The 18483-nt window shown below is 44.3% G+C and carries 14 protein-coding genes and 1 pseudogene; 13 read left to right on the forward strand and 2 right to left on the reverse strand.

Annotated elements, in window-relative coordinates:
- Positions 1 to 175 precede the first annotated feature (175 nt).
- From BK126_RS29480 to BK126_RS17780, 10 genes and pseudogenes are all read left to right on the forward strand, one after another.
- A complete protein-coding gene (locus BK126_RS29480; protein WP_179085564.1) occupies positions 176 to 316 on the forward strand; it encodes a hypothetical protein in 141 nt (46 codons plus the stop codon).
- A 72-nt stretch (positions 317 to 388) separates the two neighbouring features.
- Complete coding sequence (locus BK126_RS17740) at positions 389 to 658, forward strand: SDR family NAD(P)-dependent oxidoreductase (RefSeq protein WP_076313872.1); 270 nt, start codon at positions 389 to 391, stop codon at positions 656 to 658.
- Between the two features lie 278 nt (positions 659 to 936).
- Entirely contained in the window at positions 937 to 2886 is a 1950-nt protein-coding gene (locus tag BK126_RS17745) for an alginate lyase family protein (protein WP_076313873.1), read from the forward strand.
- Between the two features lie 614 nt (positions 2887 to 3500).
- Complete coding sequence (locus tag BK126_RS17750) at positions 3501 to 3689, forward strand: hypothetical protein (RefSeq protein ID WP_143757750.1); 189 nt, start codon at positions 3501 to 3503, stop codon at positions 3687 to 3689.
- Between the two features lie 133 nt (positions 3690 to 3822).
- Positions 3823 to 5586, forward strand: coding sequence for a right-handed parallel beta-helix repeat-containing protein (locus tag BK126_RS17755; RefSeq protein WP_256702901.1), 1764 nt, complete (start codon positions 3823 to 3825; stop codon positions 5584 to 5586).
- Between the two features lie 469 nt (positions 5587 to 6055).
- Positions 6056 to 6217, forward strand: a pseudogene (locus BK126_RS17760) (manganese catalase family protein); the annotation flags it as partial.
- A gap of 29 nt (positions 6218 to 6246) precedes the next feature.
- Positions 6247 to 6732, forward strand: a complete 486-nt coding sequence (locus BK126_RS17765) for a DUF6609 family protein (RefSeq protein ID WP_076313876.1) — start codon at positions 6247 to 6249, stop codon at positions 6730 to 6732.
- A gap of 166 nt (positions 6733 to 6898) precedes the next feature.
- Positions 6899 to 7669 carry an IclR family transcriptional regulator gene (locus tag BK126_RS17770; RefSeq protein ID WP_076313877.1) on the forward strand — a complete coding sequence of 257 codons (771 nt, stop codon included), beginning with the start codon at positions 6899 to 6901 and terminating at the stop codon, positions 7667 to 7669.
- Positions 7670 to 7890: 221 nt separating this feature from the next.
- Positions 7891 to 8625, forward strand: coding sequence for a type 1 glutamine amidotransferase (locus BK126_RS17775; RefSeq protein WP_256702902.1), 735 nt, complete (start codon positions 7891 to 7893; stop codon positions 8623 to 8625).
- Between the two features lie 154 nt (positions 8626 to 8779).
- Positions 8780 to 11080 carry a heavy metal translocating P-type ATPase gene (locus tag BK126_RS17780; RefSeq protein ID WP_076313879.1) on the forward strand — a complete coding sequence of 767 codons (2301 nt, stop codon included), beginning with the start codon at positions 8780 to 8782 and terminating at the stop codon, positions 11078 to 11080.
- Positions 11081 to 11257: 177 nt separating this feature from the next.
- Here BK126_RS17780 and BK126_RS17785 read toward each other — a convergent pair whose 3' ends face one another.
- On the reverse strand, positions 11258 to 13840 hold the full coding sequence (locus BK126_RS17785; RefSeq protein ID WP_076313880.1) for a glycosyl hydrolase: 2583 nt from the start codon (positions 13838 to 13840) through the stop codon (positions 11258 to 11260).
- Positions 13841 to 14100: 260 nt separating this feature from the next.
- On the opposite strand from BK126_RS17785, the gene BK126_RS17790 reads away from it, so the two are divergent.
- Together BK126_RS17790 and BK126_RS17795 are read left to right on the forward strand one after the other, a co-directional pair.
- Entirely contained in the window at positions 14101 to 14736 is a 636-nt protein-coding gene (locus BK126_RS17790; protein ID WP_076313881.1) for a hypothetical protein, read from the forward strand.
- Between the two features lie 161 nt (positions 14737 to 14897).
- A complete protein-coding gene (locus BK126_RS17795; RefSeq protein ID WP_076313882.1) occupies positions 14898 to 16241 on the forward strand; it encodes an FAD-binding oxidoreductase in 1344 nt (447 codons plus the stop codon).
- A gap of 65 nt (positions 16242 to 16306) precedes the next feature.
- Here the strand turns inward: BK126_RS17795 and BK126_RS17800 are convergent, their stop codons facing one another.
- Complete coding sequence (locus BK126_RS17800; RefSeq protein WP_076313883.1) at positions 16307 to 17143, reverse strand: alpha/beta hydrolase; 837 nt, start codon at positions 17141 to 17143, stop codon at positions 16307 to 16309.
- A gap of 260 nt (positions 17144 to 17403) precedes the next feature.
- Between BK126_RS17800 and BK126_RS17805 the strand changes: the two genes are divergently transcribed.
- A complete protein-coding gene (locus BK126_RS17805) occupies positions 17404 to 18438 on the forward strand; it encodes a WxL protein peptidoglycan domain-containing protein (RefSeq protein WP_076313884.1) in 1035 nt (344 codons plus the stop codon).
- Positions 18439 to 18483: the final 45 nt, after the last annotated feature.

Raw genomic sequence — 18483 nt, forward strand, 5'->3', positions numbered from 1 at the left:
TGAAAAGGCTTTCTCTGCTTATGATTTTTAATAAGTGATCAACTCCTTAATATGAGATATGGAGGCATGGCTATGAATTTGGATGAATTAACAGCATCAAAGGAGCAGCATCAAAATCGTTAAACTGCCTATAACAGATAAAGAGCTATGCGATCGGTATTGTCGGACGGTTCGGATGCTGGAAGAGATCGTAGAAAATCAGCAGTATGATCTGGAGAGAATGATCAGCGATACGATGCCAATGGAAAAAGCAGAAGAGGCTATTCAGAAGATGATCCGCGGAGAGAATCTTGGGAAGATACTGTTAACTTGCTAATTGATGAAAGAGGTATTGCGACTTGAGATCCTTGCAGAATAAAGTAGCCATTGTTAAAGGGCAACAGGAGGTTTGGGTACGATATTGACGGAGGAACTAGCCTCCCAAGGTATGAAAATGGTATTGGCCTCCACTAATCCTAAAAAGTTAAATCTAATGAAAGAAAAATATGAATCCGAGGGAGCTTCGATCACTGTATCAACCGTAGATGTCACTAACGAGGAAGAAGTAAAAACATTGTTTCATCTTGCACAACAAACATACGGACAAGCGGATATCCTGGTCAATCTGGCTGGACTACCGTCACCTATGAGAATAATGAATTTGCCAAAGAGCATGTAATGGTCTATGCCTTCGCGATGGACGATATTGATACTATCACTGGCTGGCATATCTATAATACGGCTCTCAACGTGTATTTTGCTGAACCACCGAGCAAGGATGGGGGCTTTCCGTAGAACTGGAACCAGATGGGGGACTTATTATACAGGATTACGGTACAGGACGAGTCTACGGACTTCGTGATGGCGAAATCGTGTTGAAAGATGATACACATCGTTCACAATGATTGGGAGATCAAGGAACAATGAAAAGCAAATTCCTATAAGGAGGTCTGAAATGTGAATAACCTGCCTCATGTATGCAATTTTACAGAAGTATGCAATTTTATCCGACGCTATTCACCAGATTACATTCAGAGAACGATGCACTCCGCCGATATGGCTCTACAAGGAAAGCTGATTTTGTCAGGCACGCGCGGACAATGGCTTGTGGTAGGAAACCCTCCCGAATGGCATGACAACAAAGTGAATAACAACGGTTATATATGGATGTTAAATCGGATGAATCATTGGTTGATTTTAACTTATGCTTATCTGTTCTCTAATCAACGAAAGTATATTGATCGCGTACTCCTGGAGCTTCTGGATTGGATCGAATCATGCCCGGCTCCTGCCCTGACGGTAGATGTAAAGGAAGCCCAACGAGTTTATGGTTCAGTCGATCCCTGGCGCCAGCTTGAAGTCGGTGAACGGGTGGGGAATGTTTGGCCCTTCGTGATTAGGGTGATGGACCAAATTCCCGGCATGCTGGATTCTGCTCGTCCAACGATCCTTAAATCCATACTAGACCACGGGCGAATTCTACGTGAGGTTTGTCCGAAGTTTTGGCCCAATGCTGACCATAATTACTACCTAACCGAGATGTGGGGGTTGTACTCCATCGCACTGAACTTTCCGGCTCTTGAGGAGTCGGCGGAGTGGGGGGCATTCGCTCAACAGGAGCTTGAGCGTTGTATGTCCTCTCAGTTCTCTAAACAGGGGGGCCAATTGGAAGGCTGTCCAAGTTATCATAACTTCACCACGATTTACATGGGCAAGGTCGCTTTGCTGGCTCGTAAGAACGGAATTTCCCTCTCAGAAGCCTTTGTAGAAAGATTCCGTCAAGCAATGAATTACTGCATACAGACATGCCGGCCTACCGGCCAGGTCGTGCCTTGGGGTGATTCCGATGCAGATTACAAGGCAGCGGTAACGCTATCTCTAGGTGCTCTATTCTTGGGGGAGAACAATCTAGTGCGTCTTCTTCAATCTTTAATGGGTGAGCAGAAGTTTGTCAATGCGATTATACCTCTCTTATTTGATTACCCCGAGTTATTAAGCTTGACGGGGTTGCTAAATAGCTTGAATGTACCGGCAGCAGAGGAATTGGATGAACCTCCGCGTGTCTTTTGGGACAAAGAGCTGGATCAGGTCTCGATTCGCTCTGATTGGTCCAGGCAGGCATTTAGCGTGTTTTTCGTATGCCGCACTCCGGTGTATAACGGACATGCGCATATTGATCCATCGTCGTTTGATTTTTCGGCATGGGGCCAACCGTTGGTGGTAGATCCAGGACGTTATAATTATTGGTGGCTGGAAGAACGCCGCAAGTTCAAGTCGGCTGCCTGGCATAATACCCTAACGATTAATGGTAAGGATCCTTTCGAATACCTCTCCTCTTGGGAGTATGGCCCCCAAAAGCAAGGGAAGATCGAGTATGTCGTTGATAGCGGAGATTGGATCCGGGCATCGGCCGTTCATCATAATTACGAACCTATAATCCATCGCAGGGACTTAGTTATGTTTACCGGTCAATTTTTGCTTGTCTTGGACGAAGTTTCAGGACTCACTGAGCAGGATACTGTTCAGTTGAACTGGCACCTGGATGCCGTTCAGTCCCATTGGAATGAGGATCGGCAGATTGCATATACACAGAGTAATGAAGTAAACGTAGCGGTATGGACTGCTGGAAGAAAAGTATATGGCGAACGAAAAGAAGCGAGCATTTCCGATAAGATGGACCATCTTAGACCCTCCACACGTGTTATCATGTCGGATTATGGGGGTATGGCCGGTGTCAGGAGATATGCTACGGTACTTTTCCCTTTCCGTGGTAAATTTCAGCAAGATCAACTCAGATCACTCGAAGTTTATGAAAAAAATGGAGAAGCCTTTTGTCAAATGAAGTTGGATCATTCAAGCTATGAGGTTGTCTTCAAATATTATGGCAAACAGAAGGGCGAAGCATGAGTGAAGGGGAGTCCTATCATTAATGAGATGCCGCCCATCCGATCGGGTTCTAGAATAAAAACCCCGAATACTGAAGAAAAACTCTTCTTGCTATGACACACCAGGTAAAGTATAGAAAACAATGCTATTCCTTTAGGGATAGCGGTGTTTTCTGTTGGAGTTTGATAATCTCCGGATAACTAGCAGCAAATAACTCCATGTGATCATGCCAAATAACTTTTAGACTTCGGTTTGCCTACAATAAAGAATTATAAAATGGAAGAAATTTTAGATAGTTAACCGTCAGTTATTTACAACATTACTAAGAAAACATAATTAATATTAAATCTATCTTCTATAACTAGGCCAATGGCACATGTTAGATTGAATGTAGATTAGCCATACTTTCGTACATCAAACTAAACCCATGGTCACGAATTCCAGTGATCCTCTTAGTTTTCTTGTAAACGCTTAACCTATGATGATTCTGAAAGGATCTAGATTTGCAGGGTGTAGTAAAGGGGGATAGTAGTATTCGGAGCAATTACCACAGACGATTAGTCGTGCAATAAACAATCGAAGGAGGATGAAATCATTGAAATTCTTTAAAAAAATGAATGTCTGGGTGTCAGAGATTGGATTGGAAAAACAATCAAGCTCCGCTTTCGGTATCCATCGATTATCAACCGACACCAGAGCAATTAAAGAAACCTGAACACATCAAGGTTTATTATATGGATGGGGATGGCAAGGTTATTAAGGAAACCGCCGGGAAATACGATGCTGCAACAGGTAAGCTGACCTTTACCCTGACTACAATGTAATGTAAGTAATAGGCTCCGCATTAGAAATGAAAGATAGTCGCGCGGACCGGGGAGTAATGAGGTTGTTATTCCCCGGTTCTTGTTCATGGTAAATTGTAAGCGATATCAATAATGTTTTATATTGGAGGAAATTATGATGGATTTAGGATTTGGGAGTCGTACATCAAGATGGCTAATGAGTTTGTTCTTATTTCTGCTGGCAGCCTGCTCCTTGATTGTTTTTGCAAACTCAGCACATGCCGCTTCGCAAACGTTTTACGTCGATATCGATACAGGTGTGGACGGCAGTGGTTACGGAACTTCCCCTGAAAAACCGTTCAAAAACATTCAATATGCAGCCAATCAAACCAATCCAGGCGATACCGTCTATGTCATGGATGGAACCTACTACAAGACCGATGATCAGGCCGTATTCCAAGTTAATCGCTCCGGGAATTCCAGCTCAACGGGTGGTTACATCAGCTACCTGGCTTATCCGGGACATCATCCTAAACTCAAGGCCATTGATGCTTGGAATCACATCGTCGTAAACGCCTCCTACATCAAAATTGAAGGGTTCGAAATCGAAGGGGACAACGCCAACCTGACATTAAGCGATGGCGAAGCGAGATATAACCATTTTATACAAAATAAACCGACCAATACCATTGATTGGGCTTATGTCCGCAAAACCCAAACGAATGGTATTTATATTAGACCCGAAGAGGGGAGCACCTCGTATCCTCATCACATTATTGTGAAAAACAATATCGTTCATGATGTACCTGGCGGAGGGATCAGTGCATCGGATGCTGATTATATAACCATCGAGAACAATACCATCTATAACAACTCTTGGTATACGTTCTATGCGACCAGCGGCATTTCGATCCTTACCCCTAAGAATATCGATTCGAATACAACAAGCTATAAAAACGTGATTCGCAATAATCGGGTGTATAATAATAAAACGTTGGTTAAATGGGAAAAAACGCAAGATTATTCGGATGGTAACGGAATTATTATCGACAGTACCAGGAATGATCCTGCCTATACAGGAAAGACCCTAGTGACCAATAATCTATCTTATAATAACGGGGGTAGCGGTATTCATTCGTATAAAAGTGCGAACGTAGATATCATCAACAACACTGCCTACAACAATTCTTCCCAATTGAACTACGGGGAAATTTTCGCCCAATCTTCCAATAATGTCAATATACTTAATAATATTATGGTTGCCAGAACAGGGAGGAATATCAATACGAACTATAGCAATACGAACGTTACCAATAACTATAATGTTTACCATAATGGAAACCCTGTGGTAAGCGGGCCGAATGACATTTGGGGCGATCCTCTCTTTGTAAATGCTGCCGGAGGAGACTTTCATGTAATCATCGGATCCAAGGCGATCGATACTGGAACTAACAGCTTGGCGCCGAACAACGACTTCAGCTATAACCCAAGGCCAAGAGGTTCAGCGTTTGACCGAGGAGCCTATGAGAACCAAAACTTGATCGGCAATCCAAGCTTTGAGTGGGGCAGTCTAGGTGGAGGTTGGACCAAGGAGCAAAACACTGAAGGCATCACCATCCAAAATACGGGAGCGTACTCTGGAACCTATAAGGCTGCCTTCAGTACGACGGACGCTACCAAGATGTCCCAGACTTTAACAGCACCAACGACGAAAACCTACACTATAACCGCATATATCAATACAAATATTGCAAGCAATGTGAAACTCGGGGCGGATGTTGCCGGAGTGAACAAAGCACAGCAGAGTGTCGTATCAGGGGGTTATAAGAGAGTGACACTCACCGTGAGTGCCACTGCAGGGGAATCGATCAAGGTGTGGATCAGCGCACCGCAAACCGCCAACGGCTGGGTAGCTATTGATGATGTTTCTGCAGAGTAATTAAATATTTGACTTGTATCAAGTAAAACAAAAACAAATTACAAGGAGCGATTCCGCTTTCACAGCTTTATAAGCCATAATGAGTTATATTAATTATAAACCAAAGCTATCCCTTGAGGGGGATGGCTTTGTGTCTTTTCAGCAACCAAACCACAACATTGACTTCCATTTGGTTAGGGGTGGAGGTCGACCTTTCTGACGCAACAGGTCGAGGGAGCAAACCCTGGACCATTTTCGACTTCAGCGGGGCGGAATACTGCTAACTTGCGAAATAGCGACCAAATTTGTTCTAGTCGAGCTAATCGATGTATGCATGTGAATAAATATGCAAATGAGGCATTGCGCGAATTCTCACTAATACTGAAAATAAGCATTATATCCGGCGTTTACTAAAGGAACCCTTCTCATTAAATATGAAAAAGCGCCTTGATCTATCAACATTTTTTCGTTGGTTTTTCTCACTAAATATGACAACACACAGGACATCGGTACCGAAGAGATTGGACATGTTGAAATGCTCTGTGCATTGATCAGTCAGCTGCTTGACGGCACATCTCCAGAAGAACAGGATGAGGGTGCAAAAGATCCAGTGACCGCAGCGATTATGGGCGGGGTTAACCCGCAGCATTTACATCATGAGTATGTTAAATATGCTAGTTCATGGCAGGATCGTGTGATCATCTTGATCGTACTGTTCCCTTGCAATTCAACTACAAGAAGGTGATCGGTTATTTCATCGGTTTCTATATTTCGTTTTTGAATGCGAGAGTTCAGCGCAGATTAGCTGAGGGTCCCAGCACCCCATTTCAGGATCGAATGGGAAATATGGGTGTTATCTCTTTATTCGTGCTGATGTTCTTGATCGCAGGGCCTTTTTTCCCGAGCTTGGATCGGCGGATGATCTGGCTGGGTACATTTCTGGCAACAGGTATTCATTTCTTCCTGTTTTATTATGTCCACGGTAAGTCGATGCTTGTCATCGGTTCGATGGGCACCGTGATTGCAATAGCGGGGATGGTTCTCGAATCGATACCTTTTTTCTACTTTGGAATGGCAGATGGCCTCGCCAAGCTAGGAGTAGGACTATATCTATTATTCTATTCCAAGCCAAGCCGTCAGAGCAGGGCACATCAGCTTTCAGCATAAAAAAACTAGCAGCATTTAGGATTATAGTATTGGAGACATAAGTAGTTCCCTTCAAGCAGAAGTACATAGACAGATTAGCCGTCGTCTATTCGTTCCTGATCAGAATCGTTCTACCCTTGATATGATATAATCATGGCAAAGTTCTAGACGAGGAGATGTGAACGGATTGTCTGGCGTTATTAACAAAGTAGTGCAAATCTTGGACCTGTTACTTCCGCAGGGTACTGAAAAAGAGATGAGTGTAACGGAGATCAGTAAAGCGTTGAATATGCCGATACAGAGTGCACATCGATTACTCTCCTCTCTTACTGAGCATGGTTTTGTGTCGCAAAATGAGAAAACGAAACGGTATAAACTGGGCCTGTCTCTGATGAAGTATGGCTTTCTCATGTGGGATAGTTTGATGCTGCGCACGATTGCAAGACCGTTCATGGAGGAGCTATCGAAGCGTACTAAGGAAACCGTATACTTATCCGTTCGTGAGAATGCGGAAGGGATCTACATTGATTCAGTGGACTCACCGCAAGTTCTGAAAATATCGGAACCGATAGGGCTGCGCTTGCCATTATTTATCGGAGCATCGAATAGAGTGATATTAGCCTTCCTAAAGCCTGAGCTGCAGAAGTCACTGCTGGAATCATTTGATTGGGATGACGTCCCATCGTTGAAGCCGCTGTCCCGATCCTATATTGAGCAGGAGCTTATAGCAATTAAACAGCAAGGATATGCAATGACGACGAATGAGGCAACAGAAGGGACCACAGGAATTGGAGTCCCGATCTTTTCCTACGAGAATACAGTTATCGGGTCTTTGAATGTGGCAGGTCCTTCGATTCGTTTCAGTGAAGAGAGTATTGGTAAATATTCAAGTATGGCTCGAAAATATGCAGCCCTTATATCTAACGAGCTTGGGTATCGCGGACGTAACCTTCAATGATCTCCAGGTGAACTGACATCCTATGAAGGATAACCTTTTATTAAAATTGTAGCAGACCCCTGTCATTTTATGACGAGGGTCTTTTTCTGTTCCAGTCATCTCATTATTCGGGATAGATATAAACAATACTCAATATTTCTCAATATTATCTCACTATGTGGGATAATAGCGTTGCTATCCTCCCTATTTGAGATACTATAGAATTATTCATATCATTCGAGGTGAGCCTATTGAACATCATTGTTTTCCGTCATTTTTCATTTGATGATCCATCCGTAATCGTGTCGTGGTCCAAACAAGCCGGGCATGATCTGATCCTACATGACCCTGCCAACGGGATACCGCCGGAATGGCTTCATTCATTAGACCTTCTCGTTATTCAGGGGGGACCCATGAGTGTCTACCAGGAAACGGAATACCCTTGGCTTATTCAAGAGAAGCAATTTGTAAGAGATGTCATTGAAGCGGGGAAGAAGGTGCTTGGGATATGCTTGGGAGCACAGATGATCGCAGAAATCTTGGGAGGAACGGTATCTCCGATTGGAGCAAATAAGGAGATTGGATGGCATCAAATCTACAGAAATAAGGAACATCATCCTTGGCTGGCTCAGCTTCCGGATCGTTTTATTTCTTTTTCATGGCATGGTGATACCTTCTCATTGCCTGAAGGTGCCAGACATCTGATGTACTCGGAAGCTTGCGGTCAGCAAGCATTTGCCTATGGTGATCATGTCTTGGCCTTGCAGTTTCACTTAGAGTCAACACCCGATTGCATCGAGGAAATGCTGTCCAGATGGTCACATGAACTGATCGATTTACCATTTATTCAGCAGGATGCAGAAATTCGCGAAGGCATGAATCATAGTGAACCTGCGAACAGGCTGCTGAAGGGAATATTGGCTCAAATTGCGTTGAGCATATCAGAAAGTACAGATGAAAGCGTGCTTTCATCATAATGACGAAGAAGTCGATTTATGGAGAGGCCTCTTAACCTATGATAAGTGTAGGTTTGGAGGCTTTTTTTGACCCTAAGATAGCAATCATCAGAATCGAGAGTACAACGTATGATATGTAGAGGATAACGTTTAGTGAAGGAGAGCGCTATATCTTATGGATCCACTTTCGAATAATCACTATTCTACGAACGATAAATTAACAGACCATACTTATCAGCAAGCGAATCTAAAAATAACAGGGATGTCGTGTGCCGCATGCTCAGCTCGAATCGAAAAAGGCCTCAGCAAGCTTCCCGGAGTGAAGCGAGTAAATGTGAACCTTACTTTAGAATCAGGACATGTTGAGTTCGTATCAGGAACACTACAAGCTTCAGATCTTATCCACCAGATCAGGCAATTGGGATATGAGGCGTATATTCAAACAACAGATGAAGAATCGCTTACCTTGAGAGAACAGGAACTACAACGAAAAAAATGGAAGTGGATCTTGTCAGCGATACTCTCTTTTCCCTTATTGTGGTCTATGGTTTCTCATTTTTCATTTACCTCTGGAATAGGTGTCCCTGACGTGTTATTAATACCTATTGTTCAATGGTTATTGGCAACGCCGGTACAGTTCTATTTTGGCGCGACTTTCTATAAAGGTGCGTATAAAGCGTTGAAAAACCGAAGTGCTAATATGGATGTGCTAGTCGCCCTTGGGACAAGCTCGGCTTATTTTTATAGTGTATATTTTATTTTGATGACCAGTACCGGGGGGTTACTGGGTCATATTCACCAAGCAGTAGATGGGGCCGGCCAAGCTCCACTCCAGCTTTATTTTGAAACAAGTGCCGTGCTGATTACGTTAATTTTGTTCGGCAAATGGCTGGAGGCTCTGGCTAGAGGAAGAGCTGTAAGGTCCATCCGCAGTTTGATGCAGTTAGCTCCGCAAACGGCAAGAGTCGTTCGAAATGGCAAGATTATTGAAATCCCCTCTGAACGTGTCCATTCCAATGATCTTGTTCATGTAAAGCCAGGCGAGAAGATTCCTGTGGATGGAATCGTGGAAGAGGGAGCTTCCTCGGTAGATGAATCCATGTTAACCGGAGAGAGTCTACCAGTGGACAAGAAGCTTGGCGACACTGTTGCTGGAGCAACACTTAACATCAATGGCCGCCTCGTTATACGTGCGACACAAGTAGGTGCTGACAGCGCCTTGGCAAGGATCATTCATATTGTCGAGCAGGCTCAGGGATCAAAGGCTCCCATCCAGCGTGTTGCAGATACCTTATCAGGAATATTCGTGCCTGTCGTTATTAGTCTGGCTGCTATTACATTTTTATTTTCATTATTATTTGAGAGCTTAGGCAGCTTGAGTACCGCTCTGGAAAAAGCGATTGCTGTACTGGTCATCGCCTGTCCATGCGCACTGGGTCTAGCGACTCCGACATCCATCATGGCTGGCTCGGGTCGTGCCGCTGAATTCGGTATCCTGTTTAAAGGTGGGGAGCACCTTGAGAATGCAGGTTATATTCAGACCGTGATATTAGATAAAACCGGAACCGTCACTCACGGGAAACCGATGCTGACCGATGTAATTACTTCGCAGGGCTGGTCCTCGAACGAAATGTTAAAACGAGTAGGAATTGCAGAGCTCAGCTCGGAGCATCCCATTGCACAAGCCATAACGGAAGGGATAGAGGACAGAGGTATTAAGATGCTGCTTAGACCAGAGCAATTTGAGAATATGCCGGGGTACGGCGTTCGCGCCCGCGGTTACAGCCAGGACATTCTTGTGGGAACGCGGCGGCTGCTCACGGATGCGAAGGTACGGATTCCTGCTGAAGCAGGGGTTCAAATGTCTGAGCTTGAAGGTCAAGGGAAAACGGTGCTGCTCGTGGCAATCAATAATCAATGGGCAGGAATGGTCGCTGTCGCTGATACCGTGAAAGAAACCTCTGCACAGGCCGTCAGCCGTCTTCAAGCAATGGGGATTGAAGTGGTATTAATGACGGGAGACAACGAACGTACGGCTCTGGCTGTTGCGAGTCAGGTAGGGATCTCCAAAGTCATTGCAAATGTCCTTCCCGAGGAGAAAGCGGCAGAAGTAAAGCGACTGCAGCAATTGGGACATAAGGTAGCTATGGTAGGAGACGGGATTAATGATGGGCCTGCACTTGCTGTCTCTGATGTAGGCATATCTGTAGGCACTGGCACGGGAATAGCCGCAGAGGCAGCAGAAGTTATATTGATGCGCGGAGATCTGAATCAAGTTGCTGACGCGATCCAATTAAGTAAAAGCACGATGCGTAATATCAAGCAAAATCTATTTTGGGCACTTGCCTATAATGTAGTGGGCATTCCCATTGCTGCTATAGGTCTCTTAGCACCGTGGCTGGCTGGTGCAGCGATGGCGTTCAGCTCTGTTTCGGTTGTGCTGAATTCCCTGCGTCTCCAGAAATTGAAGCTGTGAAAATGCAGCTGCCTCATTTAAACAACAGTTAGCTGCTCTTTCATTTTGAATAGAAGAAAAGCGATATCGAAGTGCAAATATGGAATGATAAGCCTATATAGAAGTTTATGCAGAGCTGAATACAGAACAAGGGCGGGAGATAGGTCAAAACCTGTTCCGGCCCTTGTTTCCATCGAATTACGGTTCAATGCCCCAGCTAAGCTGATTGTTCAAATATCCAGTAACTTGATTACTATTAACATACTGTGTGCTGGTCGAATCGAAGGAGTAATCGTTTGTTTGCGTGTAGCTGGACCAATTGTTTTTCGAGAAGCGTGTTTGGACTTCTGCACTCTGACCTGGGCTTAATGTTCCAGCCGCACTAGAGAAACTAATTTCCAAGTAATGATCAGCCCCGTTAACCGGAGTCGTCAGTTTAACGAAAGTACTGCTCACATTAGCACTTCCTACGCTGGCCCAATCAGACCAGAAGCTCTGCCCTTGTTCCCCGTCAATGGTGTAGTAATACCGAATCTTGACATCACTCAATGAAATGTCGGAAGTCCCCGAGTTAACTTTGAATTTAGGCGAGATTCCGTTGGTAGATGCACTTGTGTTGCCATTATAAGCTTGAATCGTAATGGCCCCGTCAGGGGAGGGAACGGTTACGCCGCTGTCAGCAATATTCACGGTAAGAACGGCTTGATTGCTTCCGCTGAATTGGAAGGTGATCGTATTCTGACCAAGCGGCAGGGTGGACAGATAGGTTTTGCTCAAAATGACGGAAGAGCCTGTCACCGTATAATCCTGACCCGATATAAGCGCATAACTACCATTATTAATACTTAAGAGCTGTTGACCGTTCAAGGTAAGCCACAGGGTAATATTCTGCTGAAGATTTGTGGCTTTATCGAATGTTGTATTTACGGGTGAGATTGACACAGCGTTTGGTGTTGAATTGTTGATTTTAACTTTTAGTATAGGATCTTGACCCTGGCTAAAGTCAAACGTGAAAGTATATTCGCCCACTTGCAGCTGTGACAAGAATTCTTTTTTGAGTACAAGTGTGTTACCGCTTAAGGTATAGTCCTGGCTCGGGATAAGTGCCTGAGTGCCCACACGGATCGCAGTTAACGTATGGCTGTTTGAATTTAGGGTGATGGTTTTGTCACTCTGATTAGGTGTATACTTGTCGAATTCAATGTTGGAGGGTGATAGGGATGCATTTGGAGTTGGATTATTGGATTGTAGATTCGGAAGCTCATCTAACGTAATGACATAATCACTTTGATATAGAGTTGTCAGTGTGGCAGGATAGTTGAAGGCAGAACTCATCAGATGCTCACCATACCATGGACAGAAGTAGAGCCAGCCGGATTTTTCCTCAACTAAATTCTGTAAACTCGGAACGGTATCATTCTCGGTCATGGCGACCATCTTTGTTCCGTTCGTCAGATCAACCAGCTTATAGAAAATCGAAGTGATGGCGTCCTCGTTCGGAACGCCGGACAATCCGTCATCGCGATTGTAGACTGTATTGTATTTATCGTAGCCTACAAGATCGACCTGATCATCTCCTGGATACCATGCGGGAGAAGTACTGTATACATAGCTGTTATAAGTCCAGATCAAATTGTGCAATTCGTACGTTTCAGTTAGTTCGGTATAGAGCAGATCCCATAGATCTTTGTATACTTCTGCACCTGCTGAAGCCCACCAGAACCATGCACCTTCTCCATTCAAGCCTCCGTTTCCTTCGGCCTCATGATAAGGACGGAATAGAACGGGTACATTGTTATCCTGTAAGATTTGCAGCTGCTCCGCCAGATCCTCAATCGTCATCATGACGTATTGATACTCTTTCGTACCAGGTATGACCGCATTTGCTGTATTAAAATTGGTTTCGGATGGCTTATAGGTGGCATCCTTCCAATCTACAGCCTGCCCAAGCTGATAGGTCGTGAAATTCTTGGGTACATTGATATGCCAAGCGGCTGTCGCAATACCGCCTCGATTGTTCACCCAGTCAATCATCCGATCAGTCGTGCCGTCTTCCCAGCCGTACAGTGGATTATAGTTCATAAAGTCAAAGCCGCGAATGGCTGGATACTTGCCTGTTAAATCATGAATCCATTCAAATTCAAGCTCATAATTGCCGTCGTTTCCGCCACCATATATCTCCTGTTGGCCCGAGATAATATGATTCCCATACACATCTGTTAAATAATTCATAAGAAGCTGAGTCTCAGGTGTCGCTTGAGCATCTGTGAGTACAGACTGTACTTCCAAGGGATCAAGATCAGCATAATCCACAGTGAAGGAATCAAAATATGCAAATCCCCAGCCGGCCTTCAGTTGGACAGTATTGCTGCCTTGATTCAGCTTGAAAAAACCAAAATTGAAATCTGACCATGTTGTTGTGTATGGCAGCATAGAGGAAGCCTTGGTCACACCATTCACGGCCAAGGATTGCATTCTTCCGTCCGGGCTAACCTCCTGCATGTAACGGGTAGAGATTTCATACATACCTGTTTCTGGAACAGTTACGTTGAAGGTAATCGTCCCGGAACTCTGCATCCAGACAAATCCATCTCCTGTGTATCCAGGCTTAGGCTGGCCGTAGATTTCCGTAACCACTTGAAGATCAGAACTGAGCTGAGCATCTTCACTTTCGATAGTCAAGAGTGGGGCGTCGTCTGCTTGAGCAGGGACTGTTACTAACCCTACGAGCAGAGCGAATACCATCAGTATTGCGCTTGACTTTTTGAACAATTGTACCATTAACATCTTCCCTCCATATAAAATGTGATGAAGAATGGATACTCTGCTCGGTCATGGATGCGCTTTCAAAGTAAAGATATCATGATTGCCATTAAATGTAAATAATTCGATTTTGTTATTTTGATAAACTCAAATTCGCCTTTCAATATCAAGTGTACTGCAGTCGACTTCATTCCCCTAAAATAAGAGAGTATTGAATCTCAGAGTCGGTTAATACATATTATGGAATCTCAATAAACGATTGAAAGGAGAGCTGAAAAATGAAAAAGGAGCATCGCTATTGGATTACGGTTCCACTTTTCGTTCTGGTAATTGTGATCTCTGCTTGTTCAGGGGAAACAGAGCATGTGACGAAACCAGCAACTGGAGAAAGTGAAAATCAATCCTCTGTGCCTCCTTCATCTGAGCAGGAATTTCTCGAAGAGAAGACGCGGGAAGAGACCAAGAGCTTTGAGATGCTGACTTCTGAAGGAAATCAGTTATTTGAAGGACGCTTGCAGTACGGCGAGGGATTTAGTATGTATGTCTTTGAGAAGTTTACATTTGATGCAGATACCGGCCGATTGTCTTTGACTAGCAATCCAGATTACTACGTGGATATTAAACCTTTACCAGCCGATTATAATTTAGAGCAGCTTGAAGCTGCCGCCAAGGAGGACTTGAGTGAAGCAGGAGAAGTGTCTGATTATAGTGGTGAGTTAGTCGAGCATCCCCTTGGGTTCGCTGAGCTTTACCTTCAAGCTTCCGGAGTGGAAGGCATCAGCGATTATATGGTATGGACATCAGAACAAGGGGATGCTTTTGAATTCCGCCTTCATAATCCGAAGAGTGAGGAGGCTTCCGATTTCGCAGGACCCGTTCTTGTTTCCTTGTCGACTGTGCAAAAAAATAAGTAGTTTCATTTCGTTCAGAGTCGCATTCTTCGTGCGGCTTTTTTTATGCACTTGGCGATTCAGAAGCTGTAACTACACATAAGCCCAGACCAGATGATGAACGCATTCATACATTAAATGGTATCTGCCTAATAGAACTTTTATATAAAGGAGCAGGATCATGGATGAGTTCAAAAGTTAAGCTCACAGGGCGAGTCATTTTTAAGGGAGACCCTGGTTACGAAGCTGCTCGTAAGAATTGGGACCCGCATACAGATCGATTTCCTAAGGTGTTCGTTTTTGCACAAAAAACACAGGATGTGGCCAATGCCATCCGATGGGCACGTCAAAATCATATTCCATTGCGCGCCAGAAGTGGAAGACACGCCTTGGAAGGGAATCTTTCACAGATCAATGGCGGCATTGTCATCGATGTAAGTGAGATGAAGAAGATTACCTTGGACAAAAAGAACGGAACGGTCATCGTGGAGACAGGTAATCAGGTTGGAAGAATTGTGGATACGCTCGCGCGGCAAAGATATATGGCTCCATTCGGTGATAGTCCAACGGTGGGGATCGGAGGTATCACGCCAGGAGGGGGAATTGGGCCGCTGCAACGGACAACAGGCCTCATCTGCGACAATCTCATCGGACTTGAAATGGTTGACGCGAAGGGGAGAGTCATTCGAGCAAATCACAAACAAAATTCGGATTTATTGTGGGCTTCCCGTGGCGGTGGCGGCGGCAACTTCGGCATCTATACCAAATATAAATTTAAAGTCCTGCCTGCTCCAGCCAAAGCTACCGTATTTAGCATCACGTGGCCTTGGGAGCAGTTTGAGGAAGTCGTAAGGAAATGGCAGGTATGGGCACCTAACGCCAGCAACAAATTAGGCAGTGAGTTAAGTGTCGGTCCTAAAAAAGGCGGTAATGTCAGCATGTTAGGAATCTACCTCGGCTCAAAGGTCAAGGCGCTTCACCAGCTGAAACCTATTCTCAGCGTGGGCACGCCGACTCAAAAGGTAATTCGTTACCTGCCTTACACGGAAGCTACGAAATTCATGCTTGCCCCCGATCCGGTGCTTACTCAAAGATATAGCAATCAGTTTTCAAGTGGTTTTGGGAAACAGCCATTTCCCGATAAAGCCTATAAAGTGATGCGCGAATTTTTGGAGAAAGCTGAGGGAGGGACTCCGGCAGGCTTCTTTTTCCTGAACTGGGGCGGAGCCGTAAGCAGAGTAGCTCCACAAGCAACGGCGTTCTACTGGCGACAAGCTAAGTACTATGTGGAATGGAATAGTTCGTGGGTTAAACCATCCCATGCAGCCAGAAACATTGCCTTGGCCCGGAACACAAGGAAGAAATTAAAGCCTTATATTGTAGGTTCCTACATCAATGTTCCTGACCAAGGGATTAAATGTCCAGGGCCCGTCTATTACGGGAAGAACTATGCTAGGTTGAAGAAAATCAAAGCGAAATACGATCCGAAAAATGTATTTAACAATCCGCAAAGTATTCCTCCAGCTTAAAATAGAGAGCCGTTGATTCGATCGGATCAGCGGCTTCATTGATTATGCCATAGTAGTGTTTAACCTTAGGGCTGGAGCAGCCAGCGGTGTGCCTCAGGAAATAACATACTCCATGTCGATTCGTGATGTGTTCCTTCGGGAACGGCATCGAATCGAACCCGGTCCTCCGGAACCCCTGCGGCAATCAGCGTCTGACGGGCAAGCTCAACATGCTCGTACGCAGTCTTATTAAATTCGGGATTGTCAGTTTCTTGTCCTCCAATGCTAAGATAGACCCGCAGAGCGGGTGATAGCACTGAGTTCTGGATCAATTGCATCATCGCTCCGTTATCGTGCCACATAACAAAGGAAATCCCGCCTACACGGCCAAATTGTTCTGGATAGCGAATGGCCGTATAAAGTGCGATATAGGCACCAAAAGAGCTCCCAGCAATCGTTGTATGCTCTGGTTCTGGGCGTGTACGAAAGTGCTTGTCGATGTAAGGCTTGAGCGTTTCTGCCAGGAAAGCAGTGTACGCCTCACCTTTGCCGCCGAAGCCATACTCGTCGTTGACTGTAAAATTGTATTCATTATTACGTTCCTTGCCCCCATGATCAACCGCGACCACGATCGCTTCTAAAGAAGGATTCTCAAGTCCCATTTGCGAAAGGGTCTCGTCTACACCCCATTCGGTGCCCCAGGATGTTGCTTGATCAAATACATTCTGTCCATCTTGCATATAAATGACCGGATATCTGCGTTCTCCAATGTTATAGCTGCCAGGCAGATATATCCAGATTCTGCGCTCGATTTGCAGCTGAATTATCGGAAATGCGTTGAATATTCGGACATCCCCCGTTATAGTATGCGTGCCCTCGTTAGTAAGAACATCTCTCCAAGGTAAAGGATCACTAATCTTCATCCTCATTCTCCTAGTACTCATATTTACTAGAATCTTATCGTGCGCTACTAATGAATGCAATACAGTATGAATTTTAGATCGTTTATTGACAATGTTAAGAAGTAGTTATAGTATCTAATTAATTGAAAATTCGATCGAGGAAGCACCTCGCACTTACTTTGTTAAGTGTGGGGTGCTTTTTTTTGTAATGAAATCAGACAGCGTCATCTAACGCGATGAACCTGGGTTTGTACAAACATATATTGAGGTGGTTGAACTAAATGTTACTTAAAATATGGAGAACGAAAATATTCTGTATGCTGCTGCTCACATTATTTGCCGCAACGGCTTCTGCTGCAGATTTTAATTTGTCGATGAACATCACAGACAAGAAGGCTAAGACATTAGCGGGTGGCTTTCATGCGCAGGTGCAACCAGGGTCTAAGCAAACATTTACAGTTACTGTCACGAATCACAGCAAAGATCGTCAGTCCGAATTTTATCTATATCCTGCGGATGCTGTTCCCAAATTAAATGGAGGTAAGGATTTTACTAATTATGGAGAAGAATTAACAGGGCCAGGTAAATGGATAAAGACAAAGCCCTTAAGGGTAACCCTTCCGCCTTTAGAATCTCAGAATTACTCTTTTGACGTTGAATTTCCTGAGCACTTGAGCTACGGCCAATATATTTCTTATATTGCACTACAAGAATACCCGGAGGCTGTGAGAGCAGATACTCAACAAGAAGTGAATTTTCAAACGGAAGCATTAACCAAAATCGGAATACAGATAATTGCTGATTATAACCCAGGTCAAGCACGTACCCAATTTTCATTTTCTGATATTAAATATGAATACTTACATAACGGCTTATTAAGCGTATCTCCATATATTAAAAATGAGGGGACTATACTCGGTAAGCCTGAAATTGAGATACAAATGGTTGATACCGACACGAATACAAGCCTCTATAAGAACAAACTGAGTATGGAATCTGTCTATGGAGGCACAGAGGCGGAATCAAAATTTATATTAGAAGGGCTGCACCTTGAACAAGGGGGTTATAAAGCGGTATTAACAGGACAGTGGAAGGATGAAGTATTTACGAAGGAATATGAATTTGTTCTAAACCGGGCGGAAGCTGCTAAATCCAAGCAATCTCTTGCTGATCATCATCTGGCTAAGGTGCTGCCTCAGAATAATAATGGAGGGATCTCCTTCCTAATGATCTGGTGTTTGCTTGCTATCATCTTCTTGTTACTGAGCCTGCTTATACGGATGAGATTCAAGAAGAACGATGAAAGGAGGGATTAAAGTGTAACATCCGAGGGAGGTACAGAAGCAACGAAACACTAAAGG

The sequence above is a fragment of the Paenibacillus sp. FSL H7-0326 genome (genome assembly GCF_001955535.1).
In the GTDB taxonomy this organism is placed as follows: domain Bacteria; phylum Bacillota; class Bacilli; order Paenibacillales; family Paenibacillaceae; genus Paenibacillus; species Paenibacillus shunpengii.

Bases quoted from the DNA above. Each gene is read 5' to 3' on its own strand.
- BK126_RS17765 (WP_076313876.1), top strand. From the start codon at position 6,247: ATGGCAGGATCGTGTGATCATCTTGATCGTACTGTTCCCTTGCAATTC.
- BK126_RS17780 (WP_076313879.1), top strand. From the start codon at position 8,780: ATGGATCCACTTTCGAATAATCACTATTCTACGAACGATAAATTAACA.
- BK126_RS17800 (WP_076313883.1), bottom strand. From the start codon at position 17,143: ATGAAGATTAGTGATCCTTTACCTTGGAGAGATGTTCTTACTAACGAG.
- BK126_RS29480 (WP_179085564.1), top strand. From the start codon at position 176: ATGCTGGAAGAGATCGTAGAAAATCAGCAGTATGATCTGGAGAGAATG.
- BK126_RS17785 (WP_076313880.1), bottom strand. From the start codon at position 13,840: ATGGTACAATTGTTCAAAAAGTCAAGCGCAATACTGATGGTATTCGCT.
- BK126_RS17790 (WP_076313881.1), top strand. From the start codon at position 14,101: ATGAAAAAGGAGCATCGCTATTGGATTACGGTTCCACTTTTCGTTCTG.
- BK126_RS17795 (WP_076313882.1), top strand. From the start codon at position 14,898: ATGAGTTCAAAAGTTAAGCTCACAGGGCGAGTCATTTTTAAGGGAGAC.
- BK126_RS17805 (WP_076313884.1), top strand. From the start codon at position 17,404: ATGTTACTTAAAATATGGAGAACGAAAATATTCTGTATGCTGCTGCTC.
- BK126_RS17755 (WP_256702901.1), top strand. From the start codon at position 3,823: ATGATGGATTTAGGATTTGGGAGTCGTACATCAAGATGGCTAATGAGT.